This is a genomic window from Phytoamicus setariae (assembly GCF_016722925.1).
Classification (GTDB): Bacteria; Pseudomonadota; Alphaproteobacteria; order Rhizobiales; family Rhizobiaceae; genus Rhizobium_E; species Rhizobium_E setariae.
Genome location: NZ_JAEQNC010000007.1, coordinates 137,885 through 149,990, shown reverse-complemented (window position 1 = coordinate 149,990; position 12,106 = coordinate 137,885). Strand labels below are relative to the sequence as shown.

At 59.0% G+C, this 12,106-nt stretch carries 12 protein-coding genes; 5 read left to right on the top strand and 7 right to left on the bottom strand.

The features are described 5' to 3' along the window. Window positions 1-105: 105 nt before the first annotated feature. Window positions 106-831, top strand: a complete 726-nt coding sequence (locus JJB09_RS14310; protein WP_201659275.1) for a Crp/Fnr family transcriptional regulator — start codon at window positions 106-108, stop codon at window positions 829-831. Window positions 832-866: 35 nt separating this feature from the next. On the opposite strand, the gene JJB09_RS14305 is transcribed toward JJB09_RS14310, so the two are convergent. Both JJB09_RS14305 and JJB09_RS14300 read right to left on the bottom strand, forming a co-directional pair. Continuing rightward, complete coding sequence (locus JJB09_RS14305; protein WP_201659272.1) at window positions 867-1,364, bottom strand: BON domain-containing protein; 498 nt, start codon at window positions 1,362-1,364, stop codon at window positions 867-869. Between the two features lie 169 nt (window positions 1,365-1,533). After that, a complete protein-coding gene (locus tag JJB09_RS14300; RefSeq protein ID WP_201659269.1) occupies window positions 1,534-1,782 on the bottom strand; it encodes a hypothetical protein in 249 nt (82 codons plus the stop codon). A 173-nt stretch (window positions 1,783-1,955) separates the two neighbouring features. Here JJB09_RS14300 and JJB09_RS14295 point away from each other — a divergent pair, with 173 nt between their 5' ends. Beyond that, window positions 1,956-3,197 (top strand): SAM-dependent methyltransferase, encoded by a 1,242-nt coding sequence (locus tag JJB09_RS14295; protein ID WP_201659266.1) that lies wholly within the window; start codon window positions 1,956-1,958, stop codon window positions 3,195-3,197. A gap of 25 nt (window positions 3,198-3,222) precedes the next feature. Here JJB09_RS14295 and JJB09_RS14290 read toward each other — a convergent pair whose 3' ends face one another. Next, complete coding sequence (locus JJB09_RS14290) at window positions 3,223-3,483, bottom strand: DUF2171 domain-containing protein (RefSeq protein WP_201659263.1); 261 nt, start codon at window positions 3,481-3,483, stop codon at window positions 3,223-3,225. A gap of 83 nt (window positions 3,484-3,566) precedes the next feature. Further along, window positions 3,567-4,397, bottom strand: coding sequence for an AraC family transcriptional regulator (locus JJB09_RS14285; protein WP_201659260.1), 831 nt, complete (start codon window positions 4,395-4,397; stop codon window positions 3,567-3,569). A 118-nt stretch (window positions 4,398-4,515) separates the two neighbouring features. Between JJB09_RS14285 and JJB09_RS14280 the strand changes: the two genes are divergently transcribed. Then, entirely contained in the window at window positions 4,516-5,715 is a 1,200-nt protein-coding gene (locus JJB09_RS14280; protein ID WP_201659668.1) for an MFS transporter, read from the top strand. 4 nt (window positions 5,716-5,719) lie between these two features. Here the strand turns inward: JJB09_RS14280 and JJB09_RS14275 are convergent, their stop codons facing one another. Both JJB09_RS14275 and JJB09_RS26515 read right to left on the bottom strand, forming a co-directional pair. Next, the gene (locus JJB09_RS14275; protein ID WP_201659257.1) at window positions 5,720-6,145 is read right to left on the bottom strand and encodes a cupin domain-containing protein; all 426 of its coding nucleotides are present in this window, start codon (window positions 6,143-6,145) and stop codon (window positions 5,720-5,722) included. Between the two features lie 27 nt (window positions 6,146-6,172). Then, complete coding sequence (locus JJB09_RS26515) at window positions 6,173-7,504, bottom strand: M10 family metallopeptidase C-terminal domain-containing protein (RefSeq protein ID WP_210341741.1); 1,332 nt, start codon at window positions 7,502-7,504, stop codon at window positions 6,173-6,175. 216 nt (window positions 7,505-7,720) lie between these two features. Between JJB09_RS26515 and JJB09_RS14265 the strand changes: the two genes are divergently transcribed. Next, window positions 7,721-10,318 (top strand): mechanosensitive ion channel domain-containing protein, encoded by a 2,598-nt coding sequence (locus JJB09_RS14265; protein WP_201659254.1) that lies wholly within the window; start codon window positions 7,721-7,723, stop codon window positions 10,316-10,318. A gap of 21 nt (window positions 10,319-10,339) precedes the next feature. Here JJB09_RS14265 and JJB09_RS14260 read toward each other — a convergent pair whose 3' ends face one another. Further along, window positions 10,340-11,104: a class I SAM-dependent methyltransferase gene (locus JJB09_RS14260; RefSeq protein ID WP_201659251.1), complete on the bottom strand. Its 765-nt coding sequence runs from the start codon at window positions 11,102-11,104 to the stop codon at window positions 10,340-10,342. A gap of 121 nt (window positions 11,105-11,225) precedes the next feature. On the opposite strand from JJB09_RS14260, the gene JJB09_RS14255 reads away from it, so the two are divergent. After that, entirely contained in the window at window positions 11,226-11,957 is a 732-nt protein-coding gene (locus JJB09_RS14255) for a helix-turn-helix transcriptional regulator (protein ID WP_343229029.1), read from the top strand. Window positions 11,958-12,106 lie beyond the last annotated feature (149 nt).

Below are 12,106 nucleotides of genomic sequence, written 5' to 3'. Positions count from 1 at the left end.
AAGATGGATAAATTGTCGCGATGCACGCCTTATTTGAACCCGGTAGTTTTATTGTCATGAAATTAGGGCTATTCATATATTGAATTTGTGTGTGGAAGGGCAGTGATGGATAAGCGGTTGAACGATGGTCAGGATCTCCGCGTTCCAGCGATCTGTCGCGCCTGCGATGCTCGCCATCGCGGTATCTGCGGGGCAATGACTGCAGAACAGCTTGCGGAGTTCAGCCGCTTCACGACGCGCAAGAAGATCGGCGCCGGCACGGAATTGCACGGGCAGGGCGAGCGCGTCATCTCCTATGCCAATGTGCTCAGGGGTGTCGTCAAGCTGACGAAGGTGATGCAGGATGGACGCCAGCAGATCGTCGGCCTGCAATTTGCCCCGGATTTCATCGGGCGGCCTTTTGCCAGCGAGAGCACGCTTACCGCAGAGGCGGCGACCGACGCGGAAATCTGCGCTGTCTCCAAGGGCGCACTGGATCGGATGGTGGCCACTGCGCCCGATCTGGAGCACAAGCTCTATCATCAGGCTCTTCTCGAGCTTGACGAGGCGCGCGACTGGATGCTGACGCTGGGGCGCAAGACGGCGCGCGAGAAGGTCGCAAGCTTCCTGCATCTGATTGCCGCTCATTACGATCCTGAATGCAACGAAACGGTTGCATTCGACCTGCCCCTGTCCCGTCAGGATATCGGCGATTTTCTCGGGCTGACCATCGAAACGGTCAGCCGCCAGATGACAAAGCTCAGGCAGGAGGAAGTCATCATTGTCGAAAACAATCGGCACGTGATCGTTTCCGACATGGAGCGACTGGCAAGGATCGCCGGGATCGATTGAAATCCGCACTTCAGGCGCAGCTTTGCGGGCGCTTGCTAATTCGTTGCGTCGGAAGGGATATTTCCGTCGAGGCCGATCAGCATGATGTTGTTGACGGTCCTGCGGATTCCATCCATTTCCATCACCAGCCGGGCGACATACTGCCGTTCGTGCTCGGTTTCCACGAAACCTGAAATGTGGGCGATGTCGCCATGCACCATCACGGTAACCTGGCTAACGTCGACATGGTTCTGTAGCGCGAGCTGATCTGCGATGCGCTCCTCCAGGCCGTCGTCCTCAATCGAATGGTGGGTGTTTTCCGGCCGGGCGGTTGGGCCGCCCCTGCTGCCGGGGGAGGTTCCGGAAAAGATCTCGACGCCGCTATTGCCGTCGCTTTCGAAGTTGGACGGCATTTGACCATAGCCGGCGTTGCGCTTTTTGGCGCTTGAATCGTCATCGGAATAGGGCCAGCCTTCATCGATGTCGCGAGCCTCGAAGTCGCGGTAGTCCTCCTCGCGCGGAGTTTCGGGCGGCTGCTTCTGGACTGGGCTCATGCGCATTCTCCTTCATGCAAACGTCAGGAGATGGGTCATGCCGTTGCGAATTGATCGCACCCATTTGCCGGCGATCATGGCCTCTATCGTGTTGTTTTGCAAGCGGTAAGCGCAGCCGGGCATTTGGTCGGAACGTCGCCCGTTGGGGTTGTTTTCGCGCCGTCGTGCACTAACGAAATCGCGCGCGCTCGCGGGCGGTGTCGACCAGCGATCGGATTTCGGCGGCGGCTGCCGCATCGACAGCAAATCCTTCGCTGGGCACGATACCGGGATCTTCTTCGCCGTCCATGAACATGCCATCAGCCTCCAGTTCATCAAACAGGGCAGTGTATCTTTCGTCTTTCACGAGCACCGAGAGCAGGCCGATAAGCACGCCACGATAGGCGTTGATCTTCGCTTCCATCATTTCTGGCGTCATCGGATCTCCTCCCGGCTGACCATATTTCATCCTCGCACTCGACGAACACAAAGGCGAGCGGTTTTGCGGGCGCGCGCGGTTTCCGAGCTTGATGAATTTGGAGTTGACGAGGTGGTTCCCACTTCCCTCATATCGATATATCAATGCTTGCGTGCTCAACCTCTGAGGTGCCCATGTTTCCACTCGCCCACATGATGAAGGCCTTCATCCGCAAAGGCTGCCTGACGGTCATCGACGCTTCCGGCAAGCGTCATGTTTTCCAGGGGGAACCCGGTCTTTCCGTAACGATGCGGCTGACAGATCCGAAGCTTTACAGAACGCTGGTTTTCAACTCGGAATTGGCGGCGGGCGAGGCCTACATGGACGGCACGATGCGGTTTGAGGAAGGCTCGACGCTGCGTGATTTCCTGCAACTGTTCTCCATCAACAGGCTGTCGCTCGGCTCGTATCCGATCCAGAAAATGCTTCGGGCCGTCAGGATGCGGTTTCGCAAGCGCCAGCAGTCGAACCGCAAGGGCCAGGCCCAACAGAATGTCGCCCACCACTACGATCTGGGCAACGATTTCTACAAGCTCTTCCTCGATCGCAACATGCTCTATTCCTGCGCCTATTTCCGTGAGCCCGAAGAAACGCTCGAGGATGCGCAACGCAACAAGCTCCGGCTTCTTGCCAGCAAGCTTGGCCTGAAGCCCGGCATGAAGGTGCTGGACATCGGCTGCGGCTGGGGAGATCTGGCGCTCTATCTCGCTGCGCTGGAAAATGTCGAGGTTCTGGGCGTGACTCTTTCGAAGGAGCAGCAGGCTCTCGCCTCTGAGCGTGCGCAGAAGATGGGTATGGCCGATCGGGTCAAGTTCGAGCTCAAGGACTATCGCGACGTGACCGGTCCGTTCGATCGGATCGTTTCGGTCGGCATGTTCGAGCATGTGGGCGTCCACCACTACGACGAGTTCTTCAAGAAGGTGAATTCCCTGATGCCGGACGATGGGGTGATGGTGCTCCATTCCATCGGTCATATGAGCCCGCCCGGAATGGCGAGCGCCTGGTTGAGGAAATATATTTTTCCCGGCGCCTATTCGCCGGCGCTTTCCGAAGTGTTTGACGTGGTCGAGCAGAACAAGCTTTGGGTGACCGATCTCGAGTTCCTTCGCGTGCATTACGCAACGACGCTCAAGCACTGGGGTGAGCGCTTCGATGCCAACCGCGACAAGGTCGTAGGGATGTATGACGAGCGGTTCGCGCGGATGTGGGAATTTTACCTGATCAGCGCCGAAATGATGTTCCGGACCGGCAGCCAGCTGGTCTTTCACATGCAACTGTCTCGAACACGCGATGCCGCGCCGATCGTCAGGGACTACATTACCGATACCCAGCGACGATACATGGAGAAGGAAAAGTCACTGCAGCTGCCGTTCTGACACTTCCTGTCCGTTCAAGGTCAGCTTACTCCTGCGCTGCGCCGCCATCCTGCTCCTGAACGAGCCGGAGGGCGTCGTGGATGCTGATCGACAGGCGTACGCGATTTCCGTGCGCGGACTCGACCAGGCTGAGGTCGATAAAATGGTGGTGGTCTGCATGACCCGGTAAACTGTCGTGCTTGGTCAGTTTGATGCGGTTGCCTTCCACACGGTCGACCATTCCAATATGCTGGCCATCGGCGGTGATGACTTCCGCGTGCTCTCGGATATGCGAAGCATCTATCATGGGATATCTCCTCTTGGTCGTTTTACCACGGTGAAACGCCAAGGAGAACGATTTGTGCCGCGAAAAATCTGCCGAGCGGCAGATCAATCCTGATCGAAGGCGTTGCGTTGGGCCATGTAGCCGCGGGGCGATCTGCCGAGCATGCGACGAAACATGGTGGTGAAGGCCGCTACGCTCTCATAGCCCGCTTCCAGTGCGACATGTGTGACGGGAACGCCTTCGGCAAGACGCGGAAGACAGGCGAACACGCTCGCCTGCTGGCGCCAGGTAACGAAGCTGATGCCGGTTTCCTTTCGGAAGAACCGTGTGAAGGTGCGGCGGCTCATCGCGAGCCGGGTCGCCCAATCGTCCAGCCTGGCATTGGGCGAGGGATTGTTCATATAGCCAAGGCACAGTTCAGCAAGCCTGCGGTCGGCCGGGAAGGGCAGGCTGAGTGGCCTTACCTCGAGCGTGGCGATCTCCTCGAGGAGCAGCTGTAAAACCAGATCGGCCTTACGGCCGTTGGCTTCCGCCTGGCTTAGCCGCACGGCTTCGAGAACGAGACTGCGCGCGAGCTCCGTCACCTCGAGAACTTCGGGTGCTGGAAGGGCTGCGTCTCCAGCCCTGGGAAACATATAGACCGATTTCATGCTGACTTCGCTGAGCATTTCGACCGAATGGGCGAGATAGGCGGGGATCAGCAGGGCGTGACCCGCCGGTATCATCCATCGACCTTTCTCGGTCGTTACCAGCACGACCCCGGCAAACACGCACAGCAGCTGGACGCGCCGGTGATGGTGAAACGGCACGGTATAGCCGCCAGGATCTTCGGAACTGTGAACGAGCACATCGGCATTCGAACGCTCGATCCAGTCGAGGTTGCGAATGTGCGTGTCGTGCAGAGCTTCAAGCAGTTGTGACGGCAGTTTCTTCATTTTGGCCCAGTCGCGAAAGATTTGGACCAAATCACAAAAGAAGGTCACGCACAATCGCTCTATAAAGCTTGCGAGTGCGTGGCGAAGAAGACCGCGCCCGGAGGAATTTCCTATGACGATGGCAATACCCGGTGCATCGGCCCGGTTCGAGAAGACGACGTTATCCATTCTGTTCGCGGTGAGCTTCTGTCACATGTTGAACGACATCATGCAGTCACTGCTTGCGTCGCTCTATCCGCTGTTCAAGACCAACTACAATCTGGATTTCGTGCAGATTGGCCTGTTGACCGCGACTTTCCAGATCACCGCGTCGCTTCTCCAGCCTGTCATAGGCATGGTCACGGATCGTTGGCCTTTGCCCTATTCGCTGCCTGTCGGCATGGCGAGCACCTTCTTCGGACTTATCCTGCTGGGCAATGCGCACAGCTATCCCATGTTGCTGGTCGCCTCCAGCCTGGTCGGTTTCGGCTCGGCCGTCTTCCATCCGGAATCCTCGCGCGTGGCGCGGCTCGCTTCCGGTGGCCGTCACGGCTTTGCACAGTCGCTGTTTCAGGTCGGCGGCAATTTCGGCTCGGCGTTAGGGCCTTTGCTTGCAGCTTTCATCGTGCTGCCATTCGGCCAGGGCAGCGTCGCATGGTTCGCTGTGATTGCCATGGTCGGGATGGTAATCCTGACCTGGGTTGGCCGCTGGTATCTGCATCACCGGATTCAGAACGCCGGCAAGGCTGCCCCCAGCCGCAAGCTGCCGCTGGCGCAGAACCGGGTCGCCATGGCCTTCCTGATCCTGGTGCTGCTGACAGCGACGAAAAATGTCTACATGGCCAGCATCTCCAGCTATTTCACCTTCTACGTCATCGACAACTTCCAGCTCGGTGTCCGCGATGCGCAGTTGATGCTGTTCCTGTTCCTGGGGTCGGTGGCCGTCGGCACCTTCCTTGGCGGGCCGATTGGCGACCGCTTCGGCGCGCGTTTCGTGATCTGGTTCTCGATCCTCGGGGTCATTCCGTTCGCGTTGATGCTGCCCTATGCCAACCTGTTCTGGACCTGTGTTCTCAGCGTCGTGATCGGTCTGATCTTCGCCTCGGCGTTTTCGGCAATCGTGGTCTTTGCCCAGGAACTGGTGCCCGGGCGGGTCGGCATGATTGCCGGCATCTTCTTCGGCTTTGCCTTTGGGGCAGGCGGGCTGGGGGCTGCGGTCCTCGGAGCCTTTGCCGATACGCACGGCATCAACTTCGTCTACCAGCTGTGCTCCTACCTCCCATTGCTGGGCCTGCTGACCGTCTTCCTGCCGCGCATCCCCAAACAGGCGCATGCCTGAGGGATTAGGCCCCCGGCTTCCAGGCCGGGGGCGCCATGACAAAGCCTGAAAAGTCGAAGCCCGGTGCGACCGTGCAGCCGACCAGCGTCCAGTCTCCCAGGCTCCTTGCGCATTGCCATTCGCCCTCACGCACGATTGCCTGTGGCGTTTGGCCGGCCAGGATGTCCGGACCGAGTGTGACGCTGCGGGCCTCGGTGCCATCGGCTGACAGGCTGAGTTCGAGCGCCGCCCCAGCATAGTGGTGCCAGATCTCCACCGCATCGACCTTGTGCCAGTGAGAGCGTTCTCCGGCTTCGAGCAGGTAGAAAATCGCTGTCGAGCGTGCCCGGCCATTGAACGTAGCCTCATCCTTGAATGTCTGGACATACCAGCCACCTTCGGGATGGCGATCGAGTTTGAGGGCGGCGATCAGGTCTGCTGCGGTGGTCATGATTTCTCCCGGATTGGCGACGCTGAACTATAGGAGAAAATCGCGATCGCTCAAGGTGAGCCGGCCATCGAGGGTAATGCCCAAATCGGCCACGCCGTCACCATTCATGTCGATTTCGATTTTTGTTTCTGTGCGCGTCTGGGTCCAGCGGATTTCTCCGGCGATGCTGTGGAATGCTTCGCCCTTGTCCAGCAGATCCGGAGCCAGCCCGTCCATCAGTTTGGAAAGTACAATCTTGTCGGTGCCCGGTCTGAAGTCGGCAATCCGGTCTTGCGCGCCCATGCGGCTGTCGCTGGCTTTGGAGAATACGAACCAGTCCGCGCCTGAGTCGCCCGTCAGGACGTCCCGGCCACCCTGACCGATGACAACATCGCGACCAGCGCCGCCCATAAGCGCGTCGGCGCCGGAGGAACCGAGAATGAGGTCATCATCGTTCCGGCTGTTGTCATTCGCGGTCCCATCGCCCTTGACCGTCGTCATGCCGCTGCCTGCTGCCAGCAGTTCCTCGACAGGCCTGCCAGCCGGCAGTCCGAACTTCACGAGCACTGCCCTGATTGCGGGCTGCAGCTCGGCGTGTATCGTGCCGATTGTCTCCACCCCCTTGATATCAGCCGCGTAATCTGGGTCGTAGCTGGCTTCATAGCCGAGCACCTTGTCATGATGCGCGGCGAGCATTTGGCCGGTCTGCACCGCCTGGGCATAGCTGGCCTTTCCGGCCGTGTCGTAAAGCCCGAACATATCCGCCTCGACATAACGCCGGTTGGCGATGCCCGGCTTGGCATCCTCGGGAAGGCTGCTCCAGAACGAATTGTAGCGGATTTCGTACCAGGCTTCAGCGCGATTGCCGCCATCAATGGCGGCTTTGAGTTTCGGTCCGAGCATCGCGGGACCATTCCAGCAGAGAGAAAACAGTGCCGCGCGCTCATTCGATTCCGGTATGGATGCGATCCAGCTGTTTATCCGGCCGTCGTAATAGTCGTCCATTGTCTCGAGCGCGCGGATGATCTGCGCATCGCTCTTGAAGCTGAATGTCGCGGGAACGGCGCTGTCGCGACTGTTGTGCCAGTTGGCCATGATCCGGTTGAGATTGGCCACAAGCAAGCTGTCCTGGCTGCTTGAGTAGCTCTTGTCGATTTCGGCGGCGAGCCGATTTTGCAGCGTCCCGTTCCAGTGATTGGCGCCGACCATTGCCTTCAGCACCGGCTCCAAATTGGCCCGCAGGTTAAAGCCAATGCCGATCGTCGGCACACCGACAGAATCGACATAGGGTGCACTTGTCGACCCCTCGAGCAGTACCAGCAGATCGAAGCGTTCCTGAGTGTAGGACTTGTGGTTTGTGGACAGATTCCACTTCAGCATGGGCGGCCTTTCATCGTTTGAAAGGCATTCTAGAACCCAAGGGTAAACAGGAATTGCCGCTTTCTGGCACAAATAGTTGCCGTCATCATGGTTTTGCCCATCTCATCGACCACATACGCCCAACTTGTCACTAAAGGACTTTTCGCTTGCCGGAAATCGGCTTTTCTTTCATGTACGGTTCGTTTTGCCGGCAATATATCGTTGAGGATAAGATACGTGCGCAGATTGATCGTCCGGTGTAGGGCAGCTGCCGTTTGCGGCGCCCTTGCAATTCTTCTGGCGCTTCCGTTCGTCGCCACGACGGCGCATGCGCAGGCGGACGCCACCAAGAGCGCAGTCGCCGCGACGGTAGAAGCCCTTCAGGAGCAGGTGAAGAGCGAACTTCAGAAGGCTGCGGCTGCTCTCGAGCAACTGAAGAAAAAGGCCGAGAATGTGGCGACAGACGACGCCCAGCTTGCGCACCTCAAGATCAATTCGGATGAGCTCTCCAAGCAGATTACATCGGCGATGGAGCCTCTTGAAAGCCGCTATAGTCTCGTCACCAAACGGCTGGAGGAAATCGGTGCGCCGCCGGCTGACGGCAAGGCCCCTGAAGACCCTGATCTGACGAGCGATCGCCAGCGCCTGCAGGGCGAAAAGACCGAGATGAACACGATCAGGTCTGATGCGGAGGTCCTAACCGAGGAGGCGGCGAAACTGGCGTCGCAAATTTCCGAGCAGCGTCGGAAACTGTTCGCCGAGACATTGCTTCGACGCACCGAGATTACGCCGGAAATTCTGGAGGAGACCGCCAAGGCGGCGCACAACGAAGGCGGGGAATTCCTGTCCAAGACCCGCTCTTCGCTCGAATTCATGTGGAATTTCAAGCGAACGGGGTTCTTTGCGGCGCTGTTTTTTTCGTTTGTTGCCGCAGCGTTCTTCATGTTCCTGGTGCGCTGGGCATTTGCTCCCATTATTCGCAGGGAAAACGGGGACGAGAATCCCGCCTACATAACAAGGCTGTCCCGGGCTTTCTGGTCTACCCTGGTCCCGACACTTGCGGTCGCCGCCTTTGCTGTGACGTGCATGTTTCTGCTGCACTATTTCAAGGTGCTGCGCGAGGATATCGCCCAGATATTCTATGCCTTCCTTTGGGTCCTGGCGGGTGTGTACTTCGTCTTCAGGCTTTCGCTATCGATCGTCACGCCTGGCAAGCCGGCATGGCGGCTGATCAATGTTTCCGATCGTGGTGCTCGCAGGTTGATCACATTTACGGTGCTGATGGCTGTCGTCAATGGCATCGGGTACCTCGTCGGCCAAGCGACGGCGGTGCTGGATTCGCCAATAGTGTTGTCTGTGGCGCGAGGCTTCTTTTCATCGGTCGTCATCGGCATGCTGGTATTCGTGCTGGCCTTCATCCATCCGATGAAGGCTCCGGACGGTGGACCCGATCGGCCCTGGCCACGGTTCATCCGCATGACCCTGATGCTGATGGGCATTGGACTGATCCTCATGTCGGTGATCGGCTATATCGGCCTGGCACAGTTTGCCGCCACGCAGATCGTCATTTCCGGCGCGATTCTGATCACGATGTATATCGGCTTTCTCACGGGGCACGCGATTTCAAGGACCCATGTCTTCGGCAAGACGTCCATCGGGATGTATCTGGGCGAACGTTTCAAGCTGAGTGAAATCCAACTCGACCAATTGGGTTTGGTGCTCGGACTGGCTGTCTACGTACTCGTGGCGATGATCGGCATTCCTTCCATCATGCTGCAGTGGGGCTTCAGGGGGGCGGACGTCTGGGCGATTTCCATCCGGCTGTTTACCGAGATCAAGATAGGCAACATCACGATCTCCCTGCTGGGGATTCTGGTTGGTGCGTTGCTGTTTGGGGCCGGCCTTTTTGTCACGAAATGGTTCCAGCGTTGGCTCGACCGAAACGTCATGGTTCGTTCGCAAGTCGATGTTGGTGTCAGGAATTCCGTCAACACCGCACTCGGTTACGCCGGTGTCGCGATTGCCGGCCTCATCGGCATCTCTGCGGCGGGTATCAATCTTTCGAGCCTGGCGCTGGTGGCCGGTGCTCTGTCTCTGGGTATCGGTTTCGGTCTGCAGACCATAGTGCAGAATTTCGTCTCCGGTCTGATCCTGCTTGCCGAGCGGCCGTTCAAGGTGGGCGACTGGGTGGTGGCTGGACCGACAGAGGGCTTCGTCCGGCGTATTTCGGTGCGTGCGACCGAAATCGAGACGTTCCAGAACCAGTCGATCATCGTGCCGAATTCGCAGCTCATCAATGCCGCGGTCGGAAACTGGACATTGCGCAATTCACTGGCTCGTAGCGAGGTTGCCGTTTCCGTCGGCTATGACAGCGACCCGCGCAAGGTGATGGACATACTTCTGGAAATTGCCAGGGCGCAGCCGACGATCCTGACCGTGCCGGAGCCGAATGTCAGTTTTCTGCGTTTCGGCGAATTCTCGCTCGATTTCGAATTGCGGTTCTATCTCGCCGATATCCTGAGCGGCGGCCCCGTGCGCAACGATGTCCGGATATCGATCCTCGAACGCTTCCGCGAGGAAGGAATCGAAATGCCGTTCCCGAAGCGGGATATCGACATTCACGTCAATCAACAGCCCACAGGCTTAATGGCAACGATCGACGGAGCGCAGCCCGAGGTCGACAAGCTGGCCCGGCAGCAGATCGATCGCCGCCGCAAGGCCGCAGAAGCGCGGGCTGATGAGCTGGACCGGACTGACGACAACTACGACGACGATGGCGACAACACGCCGGACAACGGTTCCAGAGACGATGCGGACGGGGAGGACGCCCGCTAGGGCGTCCTCGAACGCGCTGCATTATGCCGCGATCGCCTCGACCATCAGCATGTCGAGCATGAAAGAGCCGTCGGCCTCGATGCCGAAATGCTCGCGCACTTCCCCCGGGGCGGCATCCTGTAGTGCGCGGATAGCCGCGACATAAACGGGCTTGGTCGCCATCCTGGTGATCCAGGTGTCGAAATGCATTCGCACCTGGCGGGTTCTTGTCGCTTCGATCGTAAAGCCGGCATGGGCGAGCATGTCGGTCCATTCCGCCGCTGAATAGTTGCGGACATGCGAGGTGTCGCGCAGCAGCTCGATTGCCTGAAGGTGGGTGTCCAGCAACGGCCGGCCCGGCGAATAGACGTCGATGAAGATGGCAGGGGCGCCCTTTTTCAGGACGCGACGTGCCTCGCGCAGCCCTTGTTCGACATCGAACCAATGATGCGCTGAATAGCGACAGCCGAGGAAGTCGAAGGTGGAGTCGTTGAAAGGCAGGTTCAGGGCAGATGCCTCGACCGTCTCGATGTTCTCCAAACCTCTGGATCTGGCTGTTGTCGTCACCGCCGCCAGCATGTCGCCGGAAAGGTCAGTCGCCGTCACCTGTCGCGCATGGCGGGCCATCGTGTAGGCGACATGTCCGCCGCCGCAACCCAAGTCGATAGCGTGGTGGGGCGCCGCCTTCGCGACAATGATTTCGAGCGCGTCGAGATCCTCGCCCTGGGAATGGACCGCGCTTTCCACATAGGCGGTGGCACGGGGGCCGAATTGTTTCTGGACGTTCTTGTCGTGGGCTGGCTGCATGATGCTCTCCTTTGATGGATGGCAGAATGAACCAAAATTATTCTGTTACAAGATGAGAGTTTATCCTGTTATATCGTCTTCCATGCTGGATGACGATCAAAGAAGACTGCTGGGGGAGTTCGTGAGGGCGCATCGCGAACGCCTTGCGCCTGAGCAGCCTGCCGGACGCAGGCGAACGCCGGGCCTGCGGCGCGAGGAGCTTGCCGCAAGCGCCGGCATCAGCGCGACGTGGTGCGCCTGGATCGAGCAGGGGCGGGAAGTGCAGGCGTCACCCCATGCGCTCGCCCGCCTGTCGGTTGCTTTGCATCTGACACGGGCAGAACGCGCCTATCTGTTCGAGCTTGCCGGCCGCCGCGACCCCGATGTCGAGCTTCCGGCATCGGTCGCAGAGGCACCCCGGTCTTTGACCGCAATCGTCGATGCGCTGCCTCATCCCGCCTACGGGCTAGACCGCTTCTGGAATGCCTGCTGCTGGAATGACGCGGCAGAGCAACTGTTCTATGGTTGGCTGAGTGAAGGCTGCCAGCGCAATCTGCTCCGCTTCATCTTTCTCGACCCGCGCGGCAAGAACCTGATCCCGGGTTGGGAGGATAGGGCCCGGCGCGTGCTGGCCGAGTTTCGTGCCGACTTCAGCCATAGCCTGCACGACCCGGAGATGAACGTCTTGCTCGAAGCATTGCATCGCGGAAGCCCGTTTTTCGCCAAAACCTGGAAGGAACATGGTGTGCTGGAGCGGGAGGGCGGCTTGCGCACATTCTCGCATCCGGAGTGGGGCGTTCTGTCGTTCGAGCAGCACACCTTCCGGCCTTCGGACAGGCCGGATCACAAGCTCGTCATGCTGGTGCCCGCCTAGGGCCTGTGGACCGATATCGAAATTGCGGCAGGATTCCGTTTTTTTCAGGCAAGTCGTCGCAGTCAATGCCCATGTCGCAAACGAGCGGCAAGCCTGCTTGCGACTTCATCATAGTCCGGTACATTCGATTTTAGGGAATGCGGCCAACG